The following is a 25,574-nucleotide window of genomic DNA, read 5'->3' on the forward strand; positions in this document are numbered from 1 at the left end:
ATCCGTGACCGCAGTTTCGAGCAGCAGCGCTACCGGGCCAGCGGCCTCAACTTGGTGACGGCGGCCATCGTGCTGTGGAATACGGTCTATCTGGAGCGGGCCACCCACGCCTTGCGCGGTCACGGTCAGACCGTGGATGACGTGCTGTTGCAGTGCCTGTCGCCGCTAGGCTGGGAGCACATCAACCTGACCGGCGACTACCTCTGGCGCAGCAGCGCCAAGATCGGCGCCGGCAAATTCAGGCCGCTACGACCGTTGCAACCGGCTTAGCGTACGATTTTTTCCGTTTTCTGAGACGACCCCTACTGCTTGCGCGGTTCCCAAAAAACCCCGGATGCCCGATGATTCCAGGCGTGAGCCAATCAACTTAACTACCCCAAATGAAATAAACAATCCTACGGAGCGATAACCATGGGCCTCAAGGATGCTTTTTCCCGCAAGAAAGCAATCAAAAGTGAAGATTTGACAAAATACCTTGTCGAGTCACAAGGCTTGGAGCGCAGCTTTTTGAGGGAAGTGCTTCGATCCAGGCGCAACGCCTGGGTCATCACAGGAGCAACTTGTTTCCTCGCATTTTGCGCGCTTATGGTGACCATTGTTCTTATCAAGACAAGTTCTCAACCTGTGCCTCCTTTTATCTTGCGCGTGGACAACTCAACTGGCGCGGTTGATGTCTTGTCCGTTATGCGTGAGAGACAAGATAGCTACGGCACAATAATCGATCAATATTGGATTCTTAACTACATTCGCCACCGCGAAAACTATGACTTTGAAACAATCCAGGCTGACTATAACGCCGTTGGCCTGATGAGCACTGAAGAGGTGGCAAAAATATACCATAAAGTATTTGAGGGAGACAAAGGAAGAGACAAAGTATTGTCTGATAAAGCACGAATTTTAGTGCAGCTAGATAGCGCGCCTATCATTAACACTGAAACAAGTACTGCCACCGCCAGATTTAGGACCATTGTTCATTGGCGAAATAACCGTGTTGACGAAATTCGAAACTGGGTTGCCACCATTGCGTATAAATACGTCAATGCTCCAATGCGTTCACAAGATCGGCTTATCAACCCCCTTGGCTTCCAAGTCACAAGCTATCGGGTTGATCCCGAGCTTGTTGAAAGCAAATAGGCAGAGCCGAGCATGAAAAACATAGCAATTATCCTCTTGTGCTTAACGTGTCTTTCCAGCACAGCCTATGCGCTTAAATCTCCGGTCGGATCAAGATTCGACTATCGCATCAAGCACATTGACTACAACCCGCAAGATGTCGTCAAAATGGATGCCGTAATCGGCATCGCAACACATATTGTTGTAAAGAAAGGCGAGGAATATGTAACCCATGCTTTTGGCGATCCCAATGGATGGTCATTTGCCCACAAAGGGAACCATTACTTCATCAAGGCCAAGGCACAAAACAGCGACACAAACCTTGTCATCGTAACAGACAAACATAGCTACAATTTTGTCTTACACTTTATAGATGGAACACCTGTCGCTAAAGGCGAAAATCCTCAACAGCAGGAAATCAAAACCCCTTGGTCATTGCGTTCTGCAACGCTCCAAGTTCAATTTTCTTATCCTATTGAGGAAGCACAGGCCGCTGCCGAAGAAAGAGCCCGTGCCGATGCAAACAAGCGTTTTGATACTCTTGGCCACAACAACAACCTTAACTATACCATGAGCGCAACAAGACGTGACAAGCTCATATGCCCTATTAATGTTTGGGATGACGGACGTTTTACTTATTTCAAATTTGCCCCGAATGTTGATTTACCAAACATTTACACCATAACCGCCGATGGCAGCGAAGCTATTGTAAACAGGCACATGCTTAACCATCCTGGATCGCATGTTATTGTTGCGGAAAAGGTTGCCCCCAAATTTATATTACGCCTCGGTGATGCCGTTGTCGGGGTGTACAATGAGTCATTTGATTCTTTTGGCATTCCTAACGAAAGCGGCACGGCCATTCCTGAAGTGCGACGTATCATCAAGAAGGGTGGGAAATAGCATGAGCAAAGACGATAAAGAAATAGACGTTCTTGATGAAATCAAGAAGTCTTCTCCCGAGCAAATAGACGGTGCCAGGGGCGGTATGGACGATGGCGGATTTAGACGCCGTACCCCAGGAATGAGAATCTTCATGGTGTTTATCGTTCTCGTAGCTGTGGCCTTCGGTTCAGTTTTAACATGGAAGGCCATACAGCACCGGAATGACGCCAATGAAAAGACCAACAAACCCAAGATCATAAAAAACAACTTACCCAACTTTACCCCCACACCTCCGCCCGAGCCTAAGTCGCATCCGGTCGAAGTTCCTCAACCAACCCCGCTTCCGCCGAAACCCGACAAAGATGCGGACAAACGGCATCCTAAAAAAAGCGAATCGGACCTTTTACGCGAAAGACGGTTAGGCGGCGGTTTCACAGGTGGAGGGGATTCCTCGGGACAGCCCTCGTCGGGTAGCGGCGAAGGGCCTGCGGCCCTGAAGGGCCGTCATGCTTCGGATGACAACGCGCTTGAGCAACAGCTCAAGCCACTTGCGGTAAAACCGTCACGCGCGTCTATGCTTGCCGATCGCAATTACATGATTACGCGAGGGACAATGATCGATTGTGGCCAGCAATCCAAACTGGTCACGGATCAGGTCGGCATGGTCGTTTGCTACACGACGTCAGACACCTACTCGACCAACGGCCATGTTGTGCTACTCGATGCCGGATCAAAGGTAGTTGGAAGTTATCAAAAAGGAATTGTGCAGGGTCAAAACCGTGTATTTGTGTCATGGCAACGCGTCGAGACTCCTCAAGGGGTCATTATCGATCTGGATAGCCCTGGCACTGATCCACTTGGCGCTGCTGGCGAACCCGGTGAAGTGGACACGCATTTTTGGCAGCGCTTTGGCAACGCCATTTTGTTAAGCATCATAGGCGATTTAGGACAGGCGGCTGTCAATTATGCCTCAGAGAAATCAACTATCAATATCGGGACAACTCAAAGTACCGGGAAAGATATGTCTACTGAGGCTCTGAAAAATACGGTGAATATCCCTCCCACTCTTTACAAAAATCAGGGCGACAGAGTGAGTATTTTCGTTGCCCGTGATTTGGACTTCAGCGATGTCTACAGCATTAGATAAATGCGCTTTCAAATCGCAAACAATCACACAACTTCTTCGTCCTGTTGAAGCTTACTTAAATGACCCTTCGATAACAGAGCTTCGCATAAGGCCGAACGAAGTTGTTACTGTCGCTTTTGGCAAAAAGGAATACGTTAATATTCCTGAGTTCAAGCTATCATACCTTAAAGCGCTTGCTACCGCTATGATTGCTTTTAGCAGTCTTCCCGTTCGCGGAACTACCTACGTAACCTTACCAGGGGGTGAACGCGGGACTATCCTTCAGCCCCCTGTTGTCCTTGACAACATGATTACTATCGTCATCAGAAAGCACTCAATGACGGTAAAATCCGCTAAACAACTCGACTCCGAAGGCGCGTTTGCTGAATGCAAAGACGTATCATTCAATCAACCTTCCAAAGAAGAGGCTAAGAAAGAGTCCCTTCGCCAGGACTTTCACCGCCTAGAAGAGTTTGAGCTAGAACTGCTCGATCTTAAACGTGAAGGGAAGATTTGTGATTTTTTGTTGCGCTGTGTCGCATTAAAACGCAACATTGTAATAACCGGGCAAACAGGTTCCGGCAAGACGACATTGATGCGTTCTTTGATTGAAGCCGTACCAGTTGACGAACATTTAGCGACAATTGAAGACGTTCACGAAATATTCCTTCCAAACCACAAGGAAGTAACGCACCTTTTTTACGGCGACGGAGCCGGGAGAATAAGCGCCTTAGCTTGTCTTGCTGCATGTATGCGGATTACGCCTGAAAGGATATTTTTAGCGGAACTTCGTGGGCCTGAAGCATGGGAATACACAAATGCTTTAAACACTGACCATGGCGGCGGGATAACGACGACACACGCCAATGGAGCTATTGAAGGATTCGACCGCATAGCTACATTAATCAAAAACTCAGAAGTCGGCAAAACACTTGATATGCCGATGATTAAACACGTCCTCTACTCTACAGTAGACGTCATTATCCACATGAAGGCAAGGAGAGTTCTACAGGTTTTTTACGACCCAATTTTTAAACGGAAAGAAATGGCCTAGCGCTGGCGTTCACGGTCAAGCTCTTTATTACCCTTATCAAGACCAACACTCTTAGCGTGTTGGTCTTTCATTTTATCAAACTGCCTCAAATCAAGAGCCGCAGTTTTAACATTGTCACGTGAAATTGATTTCGGCAATTTAGACAAATCATTTGTATATATATTTGCTTTATATTTTGCACGAGAAATGGCAACATAATAGACATCCTTTGCCGTCGTGCGGCTATCCGTCTGTGCTTCGATCATCACATTATCACACGTAAGCCCTTGCGCTCCATGTACCGTTGTGGCGTAAGCATGATCGAGGTGCAAGGGCGTATCGGCTGGCATTTCCACGCGCCGGCCTCCTCCCTCCAGGGTCACACGCCCCGGCGCGACCGCCGCCACTCGAAAGCGCTCCCCGGTGGCCAAGTCAAGCTTTTTGTCATTGCGCGTGACCCGCACCATATCCCCCGGCGCGAGCTCCGAGCGCTCGGGTTGATATACCGACAAGCGCCGGGCATGCATTGGGGAAAAGGCTATTTTCTGTCCATCCTGAGCCGATACCGTCAGCCGATTGCCCGGCCCGGTATCTACGATCTTGTAAAGCTCTCCGCGCTGCAATCCGCTCTTGTAATCCCGCTCAGGTTGCACCACGTCACCAACCCGGTAGTTTTTGGAAAACAACCGCTCTGCCTGGGTCGTATCGCGCCGGATCAGCGTATCAAATACAAGTCCCTGACCAGCTGTCCCCACGGCCTCACGCACCCGAGCGTTGATGTCTCGACGTGCTTCATTGGTGCCGCTCACAATCAAAGTTTGGTCCCGATCACTCGGGCCAAGGGCCATGAAGTCACGGACAAGGGCGCTACGTCGTAAATCGTCTTCCCGCACCTCAAGGACAGATTTGATCTTATCGAGTGATTGAGGTGCATGCCCTTTGGCCGCATGTTCGACTGCCGCCAGCAGATCAGGATCGCGCTGACGCTGGATGTGATCCATTCGGGCCGTGGCCATGCCGGCGGCCTGCAACTGGTCGAAAGGCCTCCCGGCCTCAATGGCTTTTGTCTGTGCCGTATCCCCCAGGAGCACAACCCTCGCACCCTTCTCTTCGGCTAATCGCAAGGTCTGCTCCATGAGGCGGGAAGGCACAACCCCAGCCTCATCGATGACCAGCACCGTGCGGTCATCAAGGTCCTTGTTTTGTCCCCGGAGAAAAGCAGCCAAGGTATTTGCTGGTACTCCCATCTCCCGCAGGTTTTTAACCTGGCTTCCATAGGGAGCCAGCGCACGGACCCGATAGCCCTGGTCCTCGATCAGCGTTTTGGCGGTGTCGAGCATGTGACTCTTACCCGTCCCGGCAAAGCCCTGGACGCCTATTACGCGGTTTTTAGTGGACGCCATGAGTTCAGCGGCTTCACGCTGGCCATCGTTAAGATTCGTCGCTGCAAGCACCGTGCGGGCCGTTTCCACGTCCATAATTGCATCCATTCTTTCCCGACCGGACCGTTCAATCTTCAGAATGGACTTTTCAATTTTATATGCTGTTTGAGTTGTATATCTCTTGTCAACAGCAATTAACCCACCTTCTCTAATCGCATTTTCAACTTTTTTAGTTGCCGCCTCTTTTTCAAGTCCTTTTGTTGTAACAAGTTTAATCCAATCACTTTTAGTCATATTGGAATTTTCACTTGCTTCAGACGCTGGCTTATACAATGGTTCTTCACGTATTAAAAATCCATCATCGACACGTTTATCAACTTCAGACACAATATCTTTCAGTGTAACGCGTCCGACGCCGTGTTTCATCGCAATATCAATCAAATCTTTTTCCGAAACAACAGATTGTCTTTCAGTAAGATGCTTTACAGCATACTTGACAGCAAGATTAGCATTTTGCTCTAAAGTTAAATTATTAATGCTTCGACGCTGCGAGTTTATAAATTCATTCCCTTGTCCAGCCCATTCCCTATGCAAAAAATCAATTCCAAGGCCACTTGCTCGATCAACCCAATCTTTATATAAAATCTCGCGGTCAATATTTGTTTTTTTAGCACGTGATTTTAAAACAACATTTTGGATTTGATTAGTATTTGCTTCTTCCCGAGATAAACCCAGGTCTGCAAGACCTTCGTTAATTTGCTTTGATCTTTGACTAAAAGCCTCAAGCTGCTCCCTGCTTATATGTGACAATTCAAAAGAACCATCCCGTTCATGACGCAACTCAAAACCAATTTTTTGAAGCTCAATAGCCAACTCAGCACGATATACCGCACCAAATTTCTTTACTGATTTAACGATTTCATCGTTTTTTAAAGCACGCCAAGCACCATCGCTTCGCTGTGTTAAATTCATAACAACAGCATGAGTATGCAACTGCGGATCGCATTCGCGGCTTGTTTCGTGGCGGAATTTTGCAACAACTAAATTGGCGGATCGCTCCACCTGGGCCTTGCCGTCAACACGTTTACGGGCTAGCGCACATTCCTCAGCCGCCGCAATAGCAGCCGTCACCGCCCGATCATGCGCTTCAATAACGCGCACGTCACCGGCAACAAGAGCCTGTAAGGATACACTCTTTGGAGCCGAAAAGGTAAGATCAATACCGATCCTTTCCTTTGCGTCATTCCGTGTTGAACCACGGCTCACGCGAATATTCGGCCCGATTTGACCGGCCAGCAAATTCTTTAAATCCTTTGGGTCAACCTCTCTTTCCAACTCTAATGCGTGAGCTCCCTTACCTTGCCAGCTTATCGACTCACCTTCTTTACGGTAATAATCATCGGCACCAGCACTATAATATGACGCAGCCCTGCCAATATCTTTGCGAGTTAAAACCTTAATACTAAGCATTTAAATCTCGGTTTGCTGCCATTTTACGTTCAACAAAACCTGGAACACGGTTTTTAAACCTAACATATCCTGTTGTGAACTTAGCAATAGGCCGATCCCCAACCAAAGCCAAATATCCAGAAAGTTCTGGCAATGATGTCAATTCGGAAGCTGAAACAACCCTCTCTTTTTCATGGACTATTTGCTGGCCAGTGTTACTATACCTCATTCCGCTACTTCTGCTTTCACGCTCTCTTTCAACTTCATGTTCACCAAGGGAATTGCTAAAATCTTCCGCCGTTTTTGGATCAGATTTAGCAATCCGCAAAACGGCCAATGAAGAGAAACAACTTCGTAAAGTTTGGGCCGCTTCTCGTCCATATATATGGTCCAACTGCGATGTAGACTGCAACCCGGCAACAACTCTCAACCCATGCTTACGCCCTTTAGTTAATGCAGACTCAAGAGTTGAAAGTTTTTCAAGCGAAGCTAATTCATCTATAAATGCCCAAATTCGCCTATTCGCATTTTCTGGCATCGACAAAATAGAAACAAACAAGGCATCCGTCCAAGCAGAAATAAGAGGACGCAAAGCAACAGCCATATCTTCACGCCACGTTATCCATAGGTTACCACCGTTGGAATCTTCAAGCCAAGACCGAAGAGAAAAGGAACCACTAGGCATTGTAACGTGTTCTGGCAGCTTATCTGACAGAACAAATCGCGCCGAAGACATTGCCCTTGTTGCCTCTGACGATCCCGTAAAAAGTGACTCGGCTAGCGTACCTTCTAAGAATTGTTGCAACTCATTCGGCGGGGCAATTGTCGTCCAGTGAAACAATTCTTTTACTGAAGACTGCCCCATTGAATGAAGTTTTTTAGCAGTCTCACGCAATAAAAGACGACCATAGCTTGCCCATTCTTCAGCATCTGCGGTGCGTCCAGTCGGAACAATAGATAGAGCATACCTGTGAAAGTCGTAGTCACTCCTTATCTCATTAAAAAAAGACCACCCCTTAGTTCTATCGTCATATGGATTTAAAATTACATCTCCATCTTGATAAAATTTCGACATCATTTCACCATTAGGATCAAGGCAAAAAAACCTATCCCTTCTTTTAACTGCTCCTAATGCTAGTTCTCTAAACAATGTCGATTTACCTGAGCCAGTCCCACCACCAAATAAAAGATGAAGATTTTCAACTTCGACTGGCAACGGAATATTGGCAACCGTGACCTGTTGACGCTTTTTATCCTTTGTATCTCTTGCCAAACTTTCGGCAGATACTATGCGTGTCCCACGCAAAAATCTGTTAAATTGCGCTCCGCCAAATTCAGTTTTAAAGACCTGATTAATAAGCCAAACACAAAATATACCTAAAGCCAGCCCACCAACTAATGCAGCAATCAAAAATGGCTTATGAGGAGTGTCTAAAATCAACTGATATAGCGCTTTAAGCTTATGTTCATGAGGGATGTTTTCTGTGTGATTTGCGACCACAACCCAGGCCATAACAGGTGCCAACAAAACCACACAGACAGAAAGTTGACGACGCGAGACTTCAGTCATGACTGCTCTCCTTATTCCCTGTCCAAATCTTGATGCCCTGACGCTTTAACTCTTTGTGGATCATGTTTAAATCCATCGGACTAGCAATTTTTCTTAAAAGGAAAATTGCTTCTATCATCATTCCATAATCAATATCGTCTTCAGGTTGTTGGCTTTTTTGCTCTTTCTTTAATCTGGATTCGATGTTTGAAAAACCGTCAAGCATCATAATCCGAAGGGCGGCTAGGTTCTCGTTGATCCTGTCGCCTTCCTCCAGGCGCATCCGTAAGTAGGTTGAAAGGGGAAGGCCTCGCTGGGCCGCCTCGTCCTCATACTGAAGGCGTTTTTCCATGGAGAGTCGGACTTGAACCGGAATTGTCTTTGCCATCTTAGCTCCTGTAATGCATTCTGTAGTGCATTCTTCACTATAATTTCAATATGTTATATCATTTTTGTATTGTTATGCGGCTACAGCTTATAGCAAGTACAAAAAAAATATCAATGAAAATCAGAGTGTTATATCACCCGAAGGGTGCGTATGGTGTATAGCCGTATTTAAGGGCTAACACCTTCCTTCTTTAAGGGCAATTAAAACTCAAAATTGCAACTTTGATAAAAGGAGGGTCCAGAAATTGCCGCTTGGCAGTGCCAAGCGGTGATTTTTCTGGTTAACCCTATGAGTTGAGTTCATTTGGGTGCATGTAGGTGCATTTGGGTGCAAAAAAATGCCTTTCGGTGCAGGCTGTTGGGTGCATTCAGGTTTATTTAGGTTCACTTGGGTGCAAAAATATTCATTTCGGTGCATATATGCCAATTGACGCTGGTGCCATTTGAGACTATATTTCAAAAATCATACTGTAATTATTTACTTTTTTAAAAAAGGAAAAATCTGTGGGAAGCAGCACCCTACAATCGCGGTTGAAAGCGCTCAAGCCGTCAACACCAGCCCGAAGCCTAACGCCGCTTTTACCACTCATCTTTGAAAAAATTGACGAAGGGGTTAGTTTAAAGGAGATTTATAAGCTTTTATCTGAAGAAGGCTTTTCAATCAATGAAAATACTTTCAAATCATTTATACGAAGAAACAGAATCAAGCGTGAGCAAACCTTAAACAGTGTGCGTGATGAGTGTGAAACACAAATCAAAAACAGCGAAAACGATTTAGACAGCACAAAACCAGGTAACGACACGCTGTCAAAAGGCATGTCAATATCCGATGCTCTTGACCCTAAAGTACGCGAAGAATTAGGGTCTAAATATTTAAAGAAAAGGCGCAAGCCAAAGGAAGGACTGTAATGAAGATAGCTATTGTTAACTTTTCCGGCAATGTGGGGAAATCGACAATCGCGAAAAATCTTTTAAAACCAAGAATGGACGGCATTGAAATAATAAATATCGAAACAATCAATTCCGACGATTCTGACGGACAGAAAATGAAAGGGAAACAATTCGGCCAACTCTCTGAACAATTAATGCTCACGGATGACGCTATCATTGACGTCGGCTCTTCAAACATTGAAGACTTTGTAAAACTCATGGATCGCTATGACGGCTCCCACGAAGATTTCGACATATTTCTTATTCCTGTAGTCAAAGAGAACAAGCAGGTCAAAGACACCATCGCAACAATCAATGCGCTCTCATCGATGGGCGTTCCACCTGAAAAAATCCGCGTAGTTTTTAATCGTCTTGATGTTGATGACATTGTTGAAGAAATTTTCTATCCTTTGTTCGGATACTATGAAGACGCTAAAAATTTTACGCTTAGGCCAAAAGCTACAATTTTCGACTCAGAACTATATCAAAATCTTTCCACCTATCAAACTACAATCGAACAGCTTTTAAACGATTCGACAGACTTTAAAGCGAAGCTGCGCGAGACAAATAATCCTGATGAAAAACTTGACATTGTTGCACGTATTTCTTTGAAGCGCCTAGCAGGATCAGCTAAGAAAAATCTTGATACTGTTTTTGATGAAATCATGAGGTAGAAATGCCCAAAGAACCAACGACAATGCGCGAAGCAATGGTTGCTGAAGTTTTAGGGGATATTGGCAACCTCCTTACTCGCGTTGAAAGTGTCAACAAAGCCTTACCCGATGCGACAGAAAAAGCGATTTCAAAAATTCGCGCAGCGCTTGAACTTGCCTCCGGTGATTTAACCTCTTCAGGAGAAAGGTTAACTAGGGAATTTGATGTATATCTAAAGGAATCTTTAGGAAGTATTCGGCAGGTTTCAAAAGATATTCAGCAGGCTGCAAAGCTTGTTGATAAATCTTCACACAGGATTGCTATTTATTCGGCAATAATCGGCTTTAGCACCGGCATATTCGGTGGCATTTTATCTGCCCTAGCGTTCAGTAATTTTTTCTTTCGGTAATTTTTTATACCTATGTTTGTTGTTGACTTTAATCCTATAGGCGTTAAAGTTACTTATCTTCGACGACCAAAGGGAGGTATTGAAATGCCGAAGGAAACGAAATTTGACGCGGTTAAACTTCGTGAGTTTGTCACCGATGGCAAAACCGCACAACAGATTCAGGATGCGTTTGGAATCAATAAAAACACGCTGAAAGCGCACCTCATGAAGTTGATGCAGTTGGATGAAAAGTTTTACAAAATTGACGGGATGGAAGGGAGAAGTGTTTCCGGGAATATCAAGTTTTCCAAAACCGGCCTTCGGTTGAGCGAAACGCTTCTTACGAACTATGGATTTAAAGCCGGCGATACCTTCAAATTTTCTTGCACGGATGACGGGAAGATTATCCTCGAAAAAAACTAGGTATAACCGGGGTCTGCTCACGAAACGGAAAAAATCGTACGCTAAGCCTCGGCGAGCATCCGGAGCGGCCGAAATTTACCCTGCTCGATCAGCTTGTGCTGCCGCCAGATGTAGTCGCCGGTCAGGTTGATGTGCTCCCAGCCCAGGGGAGACAGATGCGGCAGCAACTTCTCATCGATGTCCTGCGAAGTGTCGCGTAGAGACTTGATGGCGCGTTCCAGATAGACTGTATTCCACAGGATTATCGCTGTCATCACCAGATTGAGGCCGCTGGCGCGGTAGCGTTGGTTCTCGAAGCTGCGGTCGCGGATTTCGCTGAGCCGATTCAGGAACACCGCCCGCGCCAGGGCGTTCTTCGCCTCTCCCTTGTTCAACCCGATCTGCACCCGTCGGGCAACTCGATGTTCTGCATCCAGTCGAGCGCAAACAGCGTGCGCTCGATGCGCCCCAACTCACGCAGGGCTACCGCTAGGCCGTTTTGACGTGGGTAGCTGCCGAGCTTGCGAAGCATCAGTGAGGCTGTCACCGTGCCCTGTTTGATGGATGCGGCGAGCCGCAAGATTTCATCCCAATGAGCGCGAACGTGTTTGATGTTGATGTTTCCGCCAATAAGGCCGGCGAGCGTCGGATAGCAGCGGCGAAGCGACTCTTGAGCACAGACCTGGCGTTAACCGAAGTGGCAGATCAAACCGGTTTCGTCGATCAGAGCCATCTTACCAACCGATTCAAGGCGGTAGTTGGCGTGACGCCCGGCGCATTCCGCAAAATGAGCAAGAATCTGCAAGACGGCAGGTAAGATGGCCGGCATATTTCCTCCAGTATCTAAGGAGGAGCGTTATGCCTGGAGTCGATATTCTGTCGTTGCTTGTGTTTGCTGTCATTACCGCGATAACCCCGGGGCCGAACAATCTGGTCCTTCCGGGATTTCTGTGGCTCGGTGACCGAATGCCCGGCGGGGCTGGCAAACCCACCCCGCCGGGAACAAAAGCCATAACGGGTCCTTAGTTGGCCTGGGCCTGCAGCCCGGCCAGCACCTTTTCCGGGTAGGCTGGCAACTGGCGGATGCGCACGCCGCAGGCGTTGTACACCGCGTTGATCACCGCCGGATGCGGACCGCACAAGGGCATCTCGCCGATGCCGGCCGCGCCGAACGGCCCGAACTCGCGGGCCGGTTCCACGTAGAGGAGTTCCATCTGGTCGGGGATGTCCTTGATGTAGGGGATGCCGGCCCCGGCCAGGGTCGAATGTTTCTTGATGTCCTCGAAGTCCTCGGTCAGGGCGAGGCCGATGCCCTGGGCCATGCCGCCCCAGTTCTGGCCGTCCACCACGAGCTTGTTGTTGATCTTGCCGATGTCGGACACCAGGGTCATCTTTTCCACCTGCACCTTGCCGGTGGCCATGGTCACGGCCACTTCGGCCATGAACAGGCCGTACATGTAGACGCAGATGGGATCGCCCTGGGCATTCTCGTCCGTGGGCTTGCACGGCGTGGTCCAGGTGCCGCTGTAGCGCAGGGGCAGCTTTTCGGCGGCCATCTCCGCATAGGTGCGAAACGCGCCGTCGGACTTTTTCATGGCCGCGAGGAGGTTTTCGCAGGCCACGCGGATGGCGTTGCCCGTGACGACCTGGCTGCGGCTGCCGCCGGCCGGACCGCTGCACGGCACCCGGCTGGTGTCGTTTTTGATCAGGCGGATTTTCTCCGGCGGCAGGCCAAGGGGCCGCAGGGCCTCGTGGGCCGTGCCCAGGGAGCCCATGTCCGCGCCCTGGCCGTGGTCCTCCCAGCAGTCGTAGAGGGTCACGCCGCCGTCGGGGTTCAGTTCCACATCGGCGTTGGAGGTGTCCGGGCCGTCCAGGCCGCAGCCGTAGATGCCGATGGCCACGCCCACGCCGCGCTTGACCGCATCGGTGGAGTTTTCCCGGGCCCGGCGCAGGGCTTCCTTGTATTTCGGCCGCAGCAGATCGATCTGCTCGGGCAGGGCGTAGGAATCCGGGGCGTTGCCCGTGGGCGTGGTGTCGCCCGGACGGTAGACGTTGGCGTAGCGCAGTTCCAGGGGGTCCCAGCCCATCTTTTCGGCCAGTTCGTCCATGAGGGATTCGGAGGCGAACATGATTTCCGGCGAACCATAGCCCCGAAACGCCGCGCCCCAGGCGTGGTTGGTGGCCACGCACCGGCCCACGCCCCGCTGGTTGGGGATGCCGTAGCCGGCCGACCAGTAGTGGGCCCCGCGCGCGGTCAGCAGGTCGCCGAACTCGCAGTAGGGACCGTGGTCCACGATCCATTCGCTTTCGGCGGCCAGGACCTTGCCGGTCTCCTTGTCGGCGGCGTAGCGGCCCTTGATGAAAAAGGGCGAGCGCTTGCCGGTGTAGTACTGCTGCTGGGCGTAGTTGTAGCGCAGGTGGCAGGGCCGGCCCGTGGCCATGGCGGCCACGCCCACGAGCGCCTCCATGGTCGGGCTGAACTTGTAGCCGAAGGTGCCGCCGGCCGGGTTTTGCACGGCGACCATGTCCTCCAGCTTCACCCCGATGCCGTCGGCCACCATGAGCATGTGCAGGTGCAGGCCGATGGACTTGGAGTGGATGACCAGCTTGCCGTCGCTGTTGACGTAGGCAAAGCCCACATCCGGCTCCACGGGCATGTGGGGCTGACGCTGGGTGTAGTACTCCCCTTCGGCCACGACGAGGTCCTGGCGCTCGAAGTAGGGGTTGGTCTCCCCGCCCTTGACCAGGGGTTGGGTGAAATACACGTTGGGCGTGCCGGGATGGATCTCGATGGCGTCGTCGGCCATGGCCTCGGGCGCGCTCATGTAGGCCGGCAACTCTTCCAGGTCCACGCGCACCTTTTCGGCCGCGGCCCGGGCATGGGCCTCGGTGTCAGCGCAGACGATGGCCAGGGCGTCGCCGTACTGAAACACCTTTTCATCGCACAAAATGGGCCGTTCCCAGCCGTCGCCCTTGGTGTAGGGGAAGGCGATCAGGCCGTTGATGCGATTTTTGCCCTTGATGTCCTTGTGGGTGAGCACCCGGGCCACGCCGGGCATGGCTTCGGCCGCGGCGGTGTCGATGCCCTTGATGGCCGCGTGGGAGACCTTGGCGTTGACCAGGGCCAGATGCAGGGTGTCGGACGGCAGCTGGTGTTTCCTGTCGTCGCCGAAATCCCACTGGCCAAGCACCTTGGCCACGCCCGTGGGCCGGGGATAGCTCGATCCCCACAGACGCCCGTCGGCCGGCTTGTTGGCGTCCAGGGTCAGGGTCTTTTCGCCGCGCAGCACCTGCGCCGCGTCCATGACCGCGTCGACCAGCGGCACGTAGCCGGTGCAGCGGCAGACGTTTTTATGCTTCTGGAACCAGTCGCGCACCTCTTCCCGGCTGGGGTTGGGATTTTCGTCCAGCAAGCCCTTGGCCGAGACGATGAAGCCCGGGGTGCAAAAGCCGCACTGGGCGCCGCCGTGCACGACCCAGGACACCTGCAGGGGATGCAGGTTGTGCTGCGTGCCCAGGCCCTCGATGGTGGTGATGGCGGCGTAGTCCGCGACCAGCCGGGCCTTGGTGACGCAGGCCCGCGCCACCTTGCCGTCGATGATGACGCTGCACGCGCCGCACTGGCCCTGGGCGCAGCCCACCTTGACGCCGGTCAGGTGGAGCTGGTCGCGCAGCACGTCGGCGAGCATGGCGTTGTCCTCGACCACCAACATGCGTTCGATGCCGTTGACGATGAAAATCTTCTGGATCATGTCGTCACCCCTTTTTCAAGACGTGTTCGGGTTGGTTTCCGGCAACAGCCGGCAGGGAACCGTCGGCCTACGACTTGCCGAAGCCGCAGGCCGGATAGCGACAGTCGGGACACATGGCGCACAGGCCGCCATGGCCCAGTTCCACGATGTCCTCCCGGGTCAGGCGCTCGCCGGCCACCAGACGGGGCACGAGCAGATCGAACACGCTCGCGCGGTGGTACATGACGCAGCCGGGCAGCCCGACCACCGGGACATCGTCGAGAAAGGCCAGCAGAAACATGGCCCCGGGAAAGGCGGGCGCGCCGTAGGCCACCACCCGGCCGCCGGCCGCCCGGATGGAGGACGGGGACAGGTCGTCGGGATCGACGGACATGCCGCCGGTGACGGCGAGCAGTTCCACGCCCTCGGCCAGAAGCCGGCGGATGGCCCGCACGGTCATGTCCCGGTCGTCGGGCACGACGACCTGCCGCACCACGGTGCAGCCCAGGTTGCCGAACTTGCGGCGCAGCACCGGGCCGAATTTGTCCTCGATGCGGCCGTGGTAGACCTCGCTGCCCGTGGTCACGACGCCCACGCGCAGCGCCCGGAAGACCTGCACCCACACCACCGGCCCGGACGTGGCGCACACGGCCTCCACCGCTTCCAGGCGCTCGTCGGGCACCACCAGCGGCACCACCCGGGTTCCCGCCAGCATCTGCCCCGGCGTGACGGCGATGTTGCCGTGCAGGGTGGCCACGGCCACGTCCTCGATGGCGTTGAGGCGGCGCAGGGTGTCCACATTGATCCGCAGCAGCCCCCGGCGGTCGGCCAGGATGTTGATGCGGCCCTCGCAGGGCTCGGTCAGGACCACCCCCGCCCCGGCCACGGCCGTGGCGATGCGCCGGGCCGCGTCGTCCTCGTGGACCTGCCCCGGGCCGACCTCCCAGACGTAGAGGTGCTCCTTGCCCAGGCGCAGCAGTTCGGGGACATCCTCGGGCCGTACGACATGGCCCTTGCGAAAGGCCGGTCCCTTGTCCCCGCCCGGGACGATCCGGGTGATGTCGTGGCACAGGACCGTGCCGGCGGCTTCCTGGACAGCAATCATGCGCATGGCGTCCTCCCCGGGAGACGCGAGGGCAGACCCCGGTCGCCGCAAGGGGCGACCGGCCGGCGCTCGGCTCCGTGTTGGAATGCAGACGGTTCGGGACGATGGACCGCGACCGGCGGCCGGGTCCATCCGGACTTCGGCGGCTAGAAGTACTGCGAGAAGTTGAGGTATTCCGGTTTGAAGACGAGATTCATGAGCAAGGTGGCGATGGCGATGCCGGCGGCCGGCGGGTCCAGGTGGTTGCTGCCGTGGTTGTAGAACAGCCGCGCGGCGTATTCCTCGACAAAGGCGGCGCCGATGCCGAACACCATGGCCCCGGCCAGGGAACCCGTTTGCAGAAAGCCCCAGGCCCCCATGATGGCCATGCAGTGGGTGACGGGCGACTTCTGGATGCTGCCCTGCCCGAAATTGAGCATGGTCAGCATGATGGCCGAAAGCCCCCAGCAGAAGATCAGCGGCGCGGTGATGGCCGCCGCCTCGCTGACGGCCCCCTTCTCGGCCAGGGGCACCAGCACCGCCCGCATCCCCTTGGCCACGCCGCCGGAAAGCAACCCCACACCCGCACCCAGGACCACCAGTCGCGACGGCGGCGACATCCAGCCCACCCAGGAAATGGCGTGGTTGTCCGTCCCGAGCCAGCCGTATTTGCGGATGGATTCCCGGTCGCCCCAGGGCGGCTCTTTCTGAAACAGCAGGCGCGCCAGGAAGATGTTGATGATGATGGACAGGGCCAGCATGTCGGATTCGCGCAACACGGGGATGCGCTGGAGCACCGGCACGAGCAGCAGGCCGAAGACCGCGGACACGCCCCCTACCGCCAGCACGTCCCAGGACGTGTCCACCAGGGGGGACAGGATGTCCTTGGCATTGCCGGTCGGGTGGTTGTGGCGCACGCCGGCGGCATAGGTGGCGGCGACGACGCCGGAAACGAACCCGCCGACATGGGGGCCGAAAATCGGTCCCAGCCCAACCTGCAACAATAAGAAATCCGATCCGCCGGCCAAAACGACCAGACAGCCCAGCATGGTGAGCAGGCCGCACAGGCAAAAGGCCCACAGCCCGCCCAGACTGGCTCCGAACACACCTCCGCCAAAGGCCAGGATGATGGCTTCGCTACTCCATGGAACCATTGTTCGCTCCTTGGGCGCGCCGCGCGCCCGCCGCAGGGGCCGGCCCGGACCCGGGGCTTCGCGCCCGGGCGGGACCGGCCGGCATGCCGCCTCCGTCGGGGAAACGGCATGCCGTCGAGTGGACGTCCTTGCCGCAAGGCCTACATGGCGGCCTTGAACAGGGCGATGATGTCGTTGACGTCGCCTTTGCGCGGGTTGCAGCCGGCATTGCCGTCCAGCAGGGCCTGCCTGGCCATGGGTTCCAGATCGGATTCCTTGACGCCAAGGGCGGACAGGCTCTTGGGAATGCCCACGTCGGAGGACAGGCGTTCGATGGCGGTGACGGCCTTTTCCGCCGCCTCCATCATGCCCAGGCCGTCGATGTTCTCGCCCAGGGCCACGGCGATTTCGGCGAACTTGCCCGGATTGACCATGAGGTTCCAACGTTCGACATGGGGCAGGAGGATGGCGTTGGCCACGCCGTGGGGCATGTCGAGCATGCCGCCCAGCTGGTGGGCCATGGCGTGGACGTAGCCCAGGCCGGCGTTGTTGAAGGCCATGCCGGCCAGAAGCGAGGCATAGGCCATGCCTTCGCGGGCCACGATGTCCTCGCCGTAGGCCACGGCCCGGCGCAGGTGCCGGCCGACCAGCTGGATGGCCCGGATGGCCACGGCGTCGGTGGCTTCGTTGGCGGCGAGCGTCACGTAGCACTCCACGGCGTGGGTCAGGGCGTCCATGCCGGTGGACGCGGTCAGGGCCGCCGGCTTGCCGATCATCAGCTCGGGGTCGTTGATGGAGACCTTGGGCAGGTTGCGCCAGCTGACGATGACGAACTTGATCTTGCGTTCCATGTTGGTGAGCACGCAATGCCGGGTGACCTCACTGCCGGTGCCGGCGGTGGTGTTGACGGCGATGATGGGGGGCAGCTCGTTGGTCAGCTTTTCGATGCCGGCGTAGTTGTCGTACAGGTCGCCTTCGTGGGTGGCCGCGATGCCGATGCCCTTGCCGCAGTCATGGGCGCTGCCGCCGCCGACGGTCACGAGGAGGTCGCATTTTTCCTTGCGATAAACGGCCAGCCCGTCCTCGACATTGGAAACGCGGGGGTTGGGGGCCACTTCGCCGTACATCACATGGGCGACGCCGGCCTTGTCCAGGTGGGCCTTGACCTGATCCACGGCCCCGCCGGTCATGGCTGCCCATGAACTTGTCCGTGACGATCAGCGCCTTTTTCCCGAACATCGCCGCGCGCGGTCCCACCTCAGCCAGCGTTCCCCTGCCGATGAAATTCACTGCCGGGCACAGAAAGTCAGCCATTTCGTCCTCCATGGTTGCGGTTGCATCCGGTGGCGGGGTGCCGTCACCGGGGGGATGTCGTTTTTCTTTCGAAAGGCATTCCGCTGCGCCCCGCCCTGGCCGGGCAGCCTTGCCGGCTGCCGTGGGACGGCCTTTATTTTAAATTTAAAATATATGGCTATTTAAATTCGAGACAAAAAATGCGCCTCCCTGCCGATTGTTTTTCCATGAAAACGTGTGTCCTCCTTCTACGCCGCCGCCGGGGGCATGTCAACCATATTTTATAATATATGGCTATTAATTTCCCTCATGCTTCCAAGCGGTTACATTGTTTTCCAACGACTTTGGCGCACGCAAACCTATAAAACCGTGTTCGCGCCGCCGGTCCCGGCCGCCTCAGCCCAACAGGCGGCGGCTGATGGCCTCGGCCGCCCGCCGGCCGGCCCCCATGGCCGAAATGACCGTGGCCGCGCCGGTGACGATATCGCCGCCGGCAAAGACCATGGGCAGGGTCGTTTCGCCGGTGGCCTCGTTGGCGCTGATGTAGCCCCGCCGGTCGACGAGCAGGCCCGGCGTGGCCCGGGGCAGGAGCGGATTGGCCCGGGTGCCCACGGCCACGATGGCCATGTCCGCCCCGATCTCGCAAAAGTCCCCGTCGCAGGCGAGGGGCCGGCACCGGCCGGATGCGTCGGGCTCGCCCAGGCGCATGCGTTGCAGCCGCACCCCGGTCAATCGCCCCTGCCCGTCGCCCACAAAGGCCAGCGGCGCGCGCAGACACAAAAAGGCGACGCCCTCCTCCCTGGCATGGTGGATTTCCTCGGCCCGGGCCGGCATCTCGTTTTCCGAACGCCGGTAGACGATGGAGACGGATTCCGCGCCCAGGCGCACGGCCGTCCGGGCCGCGTCCAGGGCCACGTTGCCGGCCCCGAAGACCACCACCCGCCGGCCCGGAGAGACCGGGGTGTCCCAGTCGGGAAAGGCGTAGGCCCGGCCCAGGTTGACCCGGGTGAGAAACTCGTTGGCCGAAAAGACGCCGATGAGGTTCTCGCCGGGGATGTCCAAAAAGACCGGCAACCCGGCCCCGATACCGATGAAAACGGCCCCGTAGCCCTGGTCCAGCAGTTCCCGGACCTCCACGGTGCGCCCGCCCACCCAATTGGTGAAAAAGCGTACGCCAAGGGCGCTCAGGGCCTCGATCTCCCGGCGCACCACGGCCTTGGGCAGCCGGAATTCCGGAATGCCGTAGACCAGCACCCCGCCCGGCTCGTGCAGGGCCTCGTAGACGTCCACGCCGATTCCCCGGGTGGCCAGGGTGCCGGCCACGGTCAGGCTGGCCGGGCCGGAACCGATGCAGGCCACGCGCGTGTCCGTCCCGGGCCCGGCGCAGGCCGGGCCGCCGGTCAGGGCGGCGCAGGCCCCGTCGGCCATGAACGCATCGGCCGCGTAACGCTCCAGCCGGCCGATGGCCACGGGCTCGCCCTTGCGGCCCAGGATACAGCCGCTTTCGCACTGGCTTTCCTGGGGACAGACCCGGCCGCACACGGCCGGCAGGGAATTGGTCCGCCGGATGATGCCGTAGGCCGTGGGCACGTCCCCGGCGGCCAGGGCGGTGATAAAGCCCGGAATGTCGATGCCGACGGGACAGCCGGCCACGCAGCCGGGGTTCTTGCAGGCCAGACAGCGCGCGGCCTCGGCCCGGGCCATGGCCGGGCTGTAGCCCAGGGCGACTTCCCGGCAATTGCCCACGCGCTCCCCGGCCGGCTGTTCGGGCATGGGCGTGCGGGGGGGCCTTTTGTGCGGATTCTCAGTTGGCGCAGCGGCAGACATGGCTTTTTTGCAACTCCTCGTAAGCGTGCCGTTCCATGGGGGCAAAGGCGGTCAGACGCCGGGCCAGTTCCTCGAAATCCACCTGGCTGCCGTCGAATTCCGGGCCGTCCACACAGGCGAAGCGGGTTTGGCCGCCAACGGTCACCCGACAGGCCCCGCACATGCCGATGCCGTCGAGCATGATGGAATTGAGGCTGACCTGACAGGGCACGTCGAACCGGCCGGCCACGGCGGATACGGCCGCCATCATGGGCACCGGCCCCACGGCCAGCACCTCGGCCACCCGGGCGTCGGCCTGCAGGCGCTCCTCCAACAGCCGGGTCACCAGACCCTTGCGGCCCCGGGAGCCGTCGTCGGTGGCCACAAGCACCTCATGGCAGACCGTGCGCAATTCCGGTTCGAAAAGCAGCAACTCCCTGGTGCGCGCGCCGATCATGCCGATGACCGTGTTGCCCGCCAGCCGGTGGCCCTTGGCGATGTGGTGCATGGCGGCGATGCCCGTGCCGCCGCCCACGCAGATGACCGGGGCCGCGCGGCGGCGGATGGTCGTGGGCCGGCCCAGGGGACCGCACACGTCCAGGACGGCGTCGCCGGCATCGAGGCTGTCGAGCATGGCCGTGGTCTTGCCAAGCACGAGGTAGACCAGGGTGATGGTGCCGGCCGAGCGGTCGGCGTCGGCAATGGTCAGGGGGATGCGCTCCCCTTTGTCGTGGACCCGCACGATCACGAAATTGCCGGGTCGGGCCTTGGCCGCGATCGGCGGGGCGTAGATGACCAGTTCGCTGGTCCGTCCCGCGATGAGCCGGCGTTTGCGCACAATGCGATAGGGCATGAAACGTCCTCCGTGGTGTCCTAGGCGACGCGCCATGCGCCGGCTAGGTTGTGGTTGTCGCCGGCCGGACGCAGGGCCCGCTCCACCAGCCGGGCGCCATGGGCGATCCGGGCCGGGTCGCGGAATTTGGCCCGGGCCATGACGGTCCGCACGGCCCCGGCGGCGGCGAAAGTGTCCTGGCGCAGCAACAGCAGGGCGATGTCCCTGTCCGCCGCCTTGGCCAGGACCAGTTCGTCGGGAACAATGTCGCCGGTCAGCAGCAAGGCCGCGCAGCCGGCCTCCAGGGCCAACAACTGCACATCGATGCGGTCGCCGCCGCACAGCACGGCCGCGTCCTGACGGCGGCGAAACCGGGACAGAAAATTTTCCGCCTGCATGGCCCCGATGCAGCAGCCGCCGACCAGCCGGTCCCAGCCGGCGGGCCCGGACACGACGCGGCAGCCCAGCCCCCGGGCCAGCTCGCCGACCCGGATTCCGGCCAGAAAAGGATCGTGGCCAACGCAGCCGAGCACGGGCAGGCCCCGGCGCGCCAGAAACGGCGCCACCAGCCCTTCGACCTCGTCACGGGCCGCTTCGGGCACGTCGTTAAAAATGACCCCGACCAGGCGTTCGCCCAAAAGCTCCCGGGCGGCCAGCAGCCGCTCGACATGCGGCTCCCGGCGAACGCGGTCGAGAAGCAGCACCCGCGCGCCAAGGGCCCGGGCCACGCGCGGCCCGGCCAGCCCCCAGCCGCCGCCGGCATGGAGGAAATCGCCCAGTCCGCCGATGAGCATGGCGTCCTTGTCCGCGGCCAGGGTCCGGTAGGCGTCCACGATTTCCGGCAGCCGGTCGGCGGGGGCGTCCGGGAAAACGCCTTTGGCGCACTGCCGGGGCAGGACCACGGGCGCCATGTGGGACAGGGGATCGGACAGGCCGAGGGCTTCCCGGACAAAGCGGCTGTCCAGGCCGTCCGGGTCGCCGGGCACGGCCGGCAGGGCGTCGACGGGTTTGATGAAGCCGATGCGCCGCCCCTGGCGTTGGAAACGCTGGCCCAGGGCCAGGGCGAGAAGGGTCTTGCCGGCGCTGCCGTCGGTGGAGCCGATATAGAGACCGTTCACAGGGCTTCCTCCGGAATTTGAGGGGGATGCTGGCGCGAAAAAGCACAGGGCGCGGGGTTGTGAAGGCGTGCCGGAAGACCCGGAGGTTGGCGGTCGGGTCCTCCGGCACGGATGCAGCCTGTCCCGGGGGGGGACAAACGTGGACGCTACAGTTCGCGGTTGATGGTGCCTTCCCAGGTGCTCACCCGGGCGCGGGCGTCACCGGATTCCTTGGGCGACACCCACTTGGTGGTGACGGTCTTGGCGCGGGTGTAAAACCGCAGGCCGTCGCGGCCGAGGACGTGCAGGTCGCCGAAAAACGACCGCTTGTTGCCGCAGAAGGGGAAGAAGGCCAGGGGCACGGGGATGCCCACGTTGACGCCGACCATGCCGCCGTCGGTGCGACGGGCGAACTCCCGGGCGTAATGGCCGTTTTGCGTGAAGATGGAGGAGCCGTTGGCAAAGGGATTGGCGTTCATGACGGCCAGCCCTTCCTCGAAGTCCCTGACCCGCTTGATGCACACCACCGGGCCGAAGACCTCCTGGTCGCCGATGGTCATGCCCGGGGCCACATGGTCGAAGATGGTGGGACCGACGAAGTAGCCGTTCTCGAACCCCTTGGGCGCGCAGGCGCGGCCGTCGAGGACGAGGTCGGCCCCTTCGGCCACGCCCTTGTCGATCCAGTCGAGCACGGACTTCTTGTGGGCGGCGCTGATGACCGGGCCGAGCTGGGTGTCCGGATCATAGGCCGCGCCGACCACCAGCCGTTCGCCCAGGCCCTTGAGGATTTCCACGAACCGGTCGGCCACCGACTCCTGGGCCACCACCACGGGCAGGGCCATGCAGCGCTGGCCGGCGCAGCCGAAGCAGGAGTTGATGACGCGCTGGGCCGACCATTCCAGGGGGGCGTCCTCCAGCAGCAGGGCGTGGTTTTTCGCCTCGGTCAGGCACTGCACCCGCTTGCCGGCCGCGGCCGCGCCGGAATAAATCTTGACCCCGGTGGAGGTGGAACCGACGAAGGAGACGCCGCGAATGTCGGGATGGGACAGGAGGTTGGCCACTTCCTGGCGGCTGCAGGTGACGAGGTTGACCACGCCCTTGGGCAGGCCGGCCTCGATGAGCAGTTCGAGCAGGCGCATGCCGGTCTGCGGCACCATGCTGGCCGCCTTGAGCACCATGGTGTTGCCGGCGACGATGCACAGGGGGATGAACCAGCCAAAGGGGATCATGGCCGGGAAATTGTAGGGGGCGATGCCCAGGAACACGCCCACGGCCTCGCGGTACAGGCAGATGTCGTGGCTGCGGGTCGCCTCCATCATGGCGTAGCCCTGGATTTCCATGGGCGCGCCCACGGCCACTTCGCAGGCCTCCACGACCTTATGTACATCGCCCCGGGACTCATTGAGGTTCTTGCCCATTTCCGTGGCCAGCAGCACGGAGAGTTCCTCGAAGTGCTGGTTGACCAGTTCCCGGAAGCGGAACAGCACCTGGGTGCGCACGCCCACGGGCTTGCTCGACCAGTCGGGGTAGGCGGCCTTGGCGGCCTGGACCGCGGCGTCCACCTCGGCGGGCAGGCAGACGGGCGCGGCGGCGATCTGTTCACCGGTGCTCGGGTTCATCACCGGCGTGTACTTGTCCGTGGCGCTTTGCCGCCATTCGTTGTCGACACAGTACAAGAGCTTCCTGATAGCAGACATGGCGTCCTCCGTTTGGCTTCGTGACCGTCGCCGCCTTGATCGAAGATGGCGGGAAAGGCGTCAACGCTCGGTTATTGCTTGTTTTTCCGATTACAGTGCCGCGTAGTACAGTTCGACGATTTCCTGTTTGTCCGCCAGTCGCGGATTGTTGGCGGGGCTGCCGCTGGCCAGGGCGTCCTCGGCCATTTTCCCCACCACGGGATCGAGCTTTTCCCGGCTGACCCCGAGCTGTTGCAGGCCCGGCACCTCCAGGGCGGCGATGAGCGCCTTGACCGCGTCGGCCCCGGCCTGGGCCACGGTCGCGTCATCGGCCCGGGGCGGGCAGTCCACGCCCATGGCCCGGGCGATGTCCGCGTAACGCTTCGGATTGCCCGGCAGGGAAAATTCCATGACCACGCCGAGCAAGGCGGCGTTGGAAATGCCGTGGGCCACGTGGAACAGCGCCCCCACCGGCCGGGACATGCCGTGGACCAGGGCGACCGAGGCGTTGGAAAAGGCGATGCCGGCCTGCAACGCCCCGAGCATGGTCCGGGACCGGGCCTCGATGTCGTCCGGCCGTTTCCAGGCCTTGGGCAGATTGCGGTAAATGAGGCCCACGGCGGAAAGCGCCATCACGTCGGTCATGGGCTGGGCCTTGCGCGAGACATAGGCCTCGATGGCGTGGGTCAGGGCGTCGAGGCCGGTGGCCGCCGTCAGCCCCCGGGGCATGGCCAGGGTCAGGCCGGGATCGACAAAGGCGACCTGCGGCATGAGGTAGGGGCTGCCGATGAGCATTTTCACGTCATGCTCGGTGTCGGTGATGATGGTGAACATGGTGGCTTCGCTGCCGGTGCCGGCCGTGGTCGGCACGGCAAAAAGCGGCAGGCCCCGTTGCCGCACCTTGTCGGCCCCCATGTAATCCTGGATGGCGCCGGGATTGGTGGCCATGACGGACACGGCCTTGGCCACGTCGAGGGAGCTGCCGCCGCCGCAGCCGATGACCAGATCGCACCGGCCGCGCCGGATGATGTCCAGCCCGTCCCGGACGTGGGTCAGGGTGGGCTCCTTGTCCACGCCGGCGTAGACTTCGACCGCAATGCCGGCGTCCCGGAGGGAGCCCAGCACCGGTTTGATGGTGCCCGTGTCGATGAGGACCTGATCCGTCACCAAAAGCGCCCTGCTCGCGCCCTGGCGCGCCGCCGCCGGACCGACCTCGGCCGCGGTGTTCACGCCGATGTGCACTGTCGCCGGCATGGTGAAGGTATGCGTTGCCATCTCTCCAATCTCCTTTGTTGCGATCATCCGCCCAGACAAAGCCTTCCCAACCACCGTTGGTTCTCAGAGCGTCTCCAGTCGTTCTCAAACAGTCTTTCTTTTTTCGGAGCGCCCGCCGCCCGGCATCCCGCCGGCCCGACCCCGGAATTTCGCGGGGTGTCGCTCGATGGGGACACGCTACAACAGGGTGTCGGCATTTTCAACCAAATTTTAAAATATATGGTTAATTAAGACAACACATTGAAATCATAACCTTTATTTGGCGTGTTTTGCCGTGTTCCCCACAGGGAAATGTTTTTGCGCCGGGGATTTGCTTTTTTGCTAAAATGAACTTATATTCAAATATAGC

The 25,574-nt window shown here is 57.5% G+C and carries 22 protein-coding genes and 1 pseudogene; 10 read left to right on the forward strand and 13 right to left on the reverse strand.

Features of this window, described 5'->3' with window-relative positions:
- The 5 genes from Q368_RS23490 to Q368_RS25025 form a co-directional block, all read left to right on the forward strand.
- On the forward strand, positions 1 to 270 hold a 270-nt coding region (locus Q368_RS23490; protein WP_043786615.1), incomplete at its 5' end, for a Tn3 family transposase.
- A gap of 141 nt (positions 271 to 411) precedes the next feature.
- Positions 412 to 1,134: a VirB8 family type IV secretion system protein gene (locus Q368_RS25010; RefSeq protein ID WP_084158925.1), complete on the forward strand. Its 723-nt coding sequence runs from the start codon at positions 412 to 414 to the stop codon at positions 1,132 to 1,134.
- Positions 1,135 to 1,146: 12 nt separating this feature from the next.
- Positions 1,147 to 2,016: a P-type conjugative transfer protein VirB9 gene (virB9, locus tag Q368_RS25015; RefSeq protein WP_084158926.1), complete on the forward strand. Its 870-nt coding sequence runs from the start codon at positions 1,147 to 1,149 to the stop codon at positions 2,014 to 2,016.
- A gap of 1 nt (position 2,017) precedes the next feature.
- Complete coding sequence (virB10, locus tag Q368_RS25020) at positions 2,018 to 3,145, forward strand: type IV secretion system protein VirB10 (protein WP_162179668.1); 1,128 nt, start codon at positions 2,018 to 2,020, stop codon at positions 3,143 to 3,145.
- Complete coding sequence (locus Q368_RS25025) at positions 3,126 to 4,178, forward strand: ATPase, T2SS/T4P/T4SS family (protein ID WP_084158928.1); 1,053 nt, start codon at positions 3,126 to 3,128, stop codon at positions 4,176 to 4,178. Before virB10 ends, Q368_RS25025 begins: the two co-directional genes overlap by 20 nt.
- Here the strand turns inward: Q368_RS25025 and mobF are convergent.
- From mobF to Q368_RS0121345, 3 genes are read right to left on the reverse strand one after another with little or no spacing between them, the layout of a single operon-like run.
- On the reverse strand, positions 4,175 to 7,009 hold the full coding sequence (gene mobF, locus Q368_RS0121335) for a MobF family relaxase (RefSeq protein ID WP_029461063.1): 2,835 nt from the start codon (positions 7,007 to 7,009) through the stop codon (positions 4,175 to 4,177). The genes Q368_RS25025 and mobF overlap by 4 nt on opposite strands.
- Positions 7,002 to 8,558: a type IV secretion system DNA-binding domain-containing protein gene (locus tag Q368_RS25030; protein WP_084158929.1), complete on the reverse strand. Its 1,557-nt coding sequence runs from the start codon at positions 8,556 to 8,558 to the stop codon at positions 7,002 to 7,004. Before Q368_RS25030 ends, mobF begins: the two co-directional genes overlap by 8 nt.
- Entirely contained in the window at positions 8,551 to 8,925 is a 375-nt protein-coding gene (locus Q368_RS0121345; protein WP_029461064.1) for a hypothetical protein, read from the reverse strand. Before Q368_RS0121345 ends, Q368_RS25030 begins: the two co-directional genes overlap by 8 nt.
- Positions 8,926 to 9,428: 503 nt before the next feature.
- On the opposite strand from Q368_RS0121345, the gene Q368_RS25985 reads away from it, so the two are divergent.
- The 4 genes from Q368_RS25985 to Q368_RS0121355 all read left to right on the forward strand — a co-directional run bounded on the left by Q368_RS25985 (position 9,429) and on the right by Q368_RS0121355 (position 11,319).
- Entirely contained in the window at positions 9,429 to 9,833 is a 405-nt protein-coding gene (locus Q368_RS25985) for a hypothetical protein (RefSeq protein WP_156955812.1), read from the forward strand.
- Positions 9,833 to 10,528: a StbB family protein gene (stbB, locus tag Q368_RS0121350; RefSeq protein ID WP_029461065.1), complete on the forward strand. Its 696-nt coding sequence runs from the start codon at positions 9,833 to 9,835 to the stop codon at positions 10,526 to 10,528. Before Q368_RS25985 ends, stbB begins: the two co-directional genes overlap by 1 nt.
- 2 nt (positions 10,529 to 10,530) lie before the next feature.
- Positions 10,531 to 10,917 (forward strand): hypothetical protein, encoded by a 387-nt coding sequence (locus Q368_RS25990; RefSeq protein WP_156955813.1) that lies wholly within the window; start codon positions 10,531 to 10,533, stop codon positions 10,915 to 10,917.
- Positions 10,918 to 11,001: 84 nt separating this feature from the next.
- Entirely contained in the window at positions 11,002 to 11,319 is a 318-nt protein-coding gene (locus tag Q368_RS0121355) for a hypothetical protein (RefSeq protein ID WP_029461066.1), read from the forward strand.
- Between the two features lie 41 nt (positions 11,320 to 11,360).
- On the opposite strand, the pseudogene Q368_RS25035 reads toward Q368_RS0121355, so the two are convergent.
- Positions 11,361 to 11,935: pseudogene (locus tag Q368_RS25035) on the reverse strand (Tn3 family transposase); the annotation flags it as partial.
- Between Q368_RS25035 and Q368_RS0121370 the strand changes: the two are divergent.
- Positions 11,891 to 12,115, forward strand: a complete 225-nt coding sequence (locus tag Q368_RS0121370) for a helix-turn-helix domain-containing protein (RefSeq protein WP_029461069.1) — start codon at positions 11,891 to 11,893, stop codon at positions 12,113 to 12,115. The pseudogene Q368_RS25035 and the gene Q368_RS0121370 overlap by 45 nt on opposite strands.
- A 205-nt stretch (positions 12,116 to 12,320) precedes the next feature.
- On the opposite strand, the gene Q368_RS0121375 is transcribed toward Q368_RS0121370, so the two are convergent.
- The 9 genes from Q368_RS0121375 to Q368_RS0121415 all read right to left on the reverse strand — a co-directional run bounded on the left by Q368_RS0121375 (position 12,321) and on the right by Q368_RS0121415 (position 25,225).
- Entirely contained in the window at positions 12,321 to 15,050 is a 2,730-nt protein-coding gene (locus Q368_RS0121375; RefSeq protein ID WP_029461070.1) for a molybdopterin-dependent aldehyde oxidoreductase, read from the reverse strand.
- A gap of 67 nt (positions 15,051 to 15,117) precedes the next feature.
- Positions 15,118 to 16,140: a molybdopterin-binding protein gene (locus Q368_RS0121380; protein WP_029461071.1), complete on the reverse strand. Its 1,023-nt coding sequence runs from the start codon at positions 16,138 to 16,140 to the stop codon at positions 15,118 to 15,120.
- A gap of 140 nt (positions 16,141 to 16,280) precedes the next feature.
- The gene (locus Q368_RS0121385) at positions 16,281 to 17,267 is read right to left on the reverse strand and encodes a DUF7973 family transport facilitator (RefSeq protein WP_029461072.1); all 987 of its coding nucleotides are present in this window, start codon (positions 17,265 to 17,267) and stop codon (positions 16,281 to 16,283) included.
- Positions 17,268 to 17,407: 140 nt separating this feature from the next.
- Positions 17,408 to 18,421, reverse strand: coding sequence for an iron-containing alcohol dehydrogenase (locus tag Q368_RS23495; RefSeq protein ID WP_281174655.1), 1,014 nt, complete (start codon positions 18,419 to 18,421; stop codon positions 17,408 to 17,410).
- Between the two features lie 514 nt (positions 18,422 to 18,935).
- Positions 18,936 to 20,366 (reverse strand): NADPH-dependent glutamate synthase, encoded by a 1,431-nt coding sequence (gene gltA / locus Q368_RS0121395; RefSeq protein ID WP_029461073.1) that lies wholly within the window; start codon positions 20,364 to 20,366, stop codon positions 18,936 to 18,938.
- Entirely contained in the window at positions 20,344 to 21,198 is an 855-nt protein-coding gene (locus tag Q368_RS0121400; protein ID WP_029461074.1) for a sulfide/dihydroorotate dehydrogenase-like FAD/NAD-binding protein, read from the reverse strand. The genes gltA and Q368_RS0121400 overlap by 23 nt, the downstream gene beginning before the upstream one ends.
- A gap of 20 nt (positions 21,199 to 21,218) precedes the next feature.
- A complete protein-coding gene (locus tag Q368_RS0121405; protein WP_052360325.1) occupies positions 21,219 to 22,295 on the reverse strand; it encodes a DRTGG domain-containing protein in 1,077 nt (358 codons plus the stop codon).
- Positions 22,296 to 22,441: 146 nt separating this feature from the next.
- Positions 22,442 to 23,971 carry a CoA-acylating methylmalonate-semialdehyde dehydrogenase gene (locus Q368_RS0121410; RefSeq protein WP_029461076.1) on the reverse strand — a complete coding sequence of 510 codons (1,530 nt, stop codon included), beginning with the start codon at positions 23,969 to 23,971 and terminating at the stop codon, positions 22,442 to 22,444.
- Positions 23,972 to 24,061: 90 nt separating this feature from the next.
- A complete protein-coding gene (locus Q368_RS0121415) occupies positions 24,062 to 25,225 on the reverse strand; it encodes an iron-containing alcohol dehydrogenase (RefSeq protein WP_029461077.1) in 1,164 nt (387 codons plus the stop codon).
- Positions 25,226 to 25,574: the final 349 nt, after the last annotated feature.

The organism is Solidesulfovibrio alcoholivorans DSM 5433, assembly GCF_000702665.1.
In the GTDB taxonomy this organism is placed as follows: Bacteria; Desulfobacterota; Desulfovibrionia; order Desulfovibrionales; family Desulfovibrionaceae; genus Solidesulfovibrio; species Solidesulfovibrio alcoholivorans.

Excerpts from the sequence above, each read along its gene's own strand:
- Q368_RS0121410 (WP_029461076.1), bottom strand. The coding sequence starts at position 23,971 with ATGTCTGCTATCAGGAAGCTCTTGTACTGTGTCGACAACGAATGGCGG.
- Q368_RS0121370 (WP_029461069.1), top strand. The coding sequence starts at position 11,891 with ATGAGCGCGAACGTGTTTGATGTTGATGTTTCCGCCAATAAGGCCGGC.
- Q368_RS25025 (WP_084158928.1), top strand. The coding sequence starts at position 3,126 with ATGTCTACAGCATTAGATAAATGCGCTTTCAAATCGCAAACAATCACA.
- gltA (WP_029461073.1), bottom strand. The coding sequence starts at position 20,366 with ATGTCTGCCGCTGCGCCAACTGAGAATCCGCACAAAAGGCCCCCCCGC.
- Q368_RS0121400 (WP_029461074.1), bottom strand. The coding sequence starts at position 21,198 with ATGCCCTATCGCATTGTGCGCAAACGCCGGCTCATCGCGGGACGGACC.
- mobF (WP_029461063.1), bottom strand. The coding sequence starts at position 7,009 with ATGCTTAGTATTAAGGTTTTAACTCGCAAAGATATTGGCAGGGCTGCG.
- Q368_RS25990 (WP_156955813.1), top strand. The coding sequence starts at position 10,531 with ATGCCCAAAGAACCAACGACAATGCGCGAAGCAATGGTTGCTGAAGTT.
- Q368_RS25030 (WP_084158929.1), bottom strand. The coding sequence starts at position 8,558 with ATGACTGAAGTCTCGCGTCGTCAACTTTCTGTCTGTGTGGTTTTGTTG.
- Q368_RS0121345 (WP_029461064.1), bottom strand. The coding sequence starts at position 8,925 with ATGGCAAAGACAATTCCGGTTCAAGTCCGACTCTCCATGGAAAAACGC.
- Q368_RS0121385 (WP_029461072.1), bottom strand. The coding sequence starts at position 17,267 with ATGGTTCCATGGAGTAGCGAAGCCATCATCCTGGCCTTTGGCGGAGGT.
- Q368_RS0121415 (WP_029461077.1), bottom strand. The coding sequence starts at position 25,225 with ATGGCAACGCATACCTTCACCATGCCGGCGACAGTGCACATCGGCGTG.
- Q368_RS25010 (WP_084158925.1), top strand. The coding sequence starts at position 412 with ATGGGCCTCAAGGATGCTTTTTCCCGCAAGAAAGCAATCAAAAGTGAA.
- virB9 (WP_084158926.1), top strand. The coding sequence starts at position 1,147 with ATGAAAAACATAGCAATTATCCTCTTGTGCTTAACGTGTCTTTCCAGC.
- Q368_RS0121375 (WP_029461070.1), bottom strand. The coding sequence starts at position 15,050 with ATGATCCAGAAGATTTTCATCGTCAACGGCATCGAACGCATGTTGGTG.
- Q368_RS0121380 (WP_029461071.1), bottom strand. The coding sequence starts at position 16,140 with ATGCGCATGATTGCTGTCCAGGAAGCCGCCGGCACGGTCCTGTGCCAC.
- Q368_RS0121355 (WP_029461066.1), top strand. The coding sequence starts at position 11,002 with ATGCCGAAGGAAACGAAATTTGACGCGGTTAAACTTCGTGAGTTTGTC.
- virB10 (WP_162179668.1), top strand. The coding sequence starts at position 2,018 with ATGAGCAAAGACGATAAAGAAATAGACGTTCTTGATGAAATCAAGAAG.
- stbB (WP_029461065.1), top strand. The coding sequence starts at position 9,833 with ATGAAGATAGCTATTGTTAACTTTTCCGGCAATGTGGGGAAATCGACA.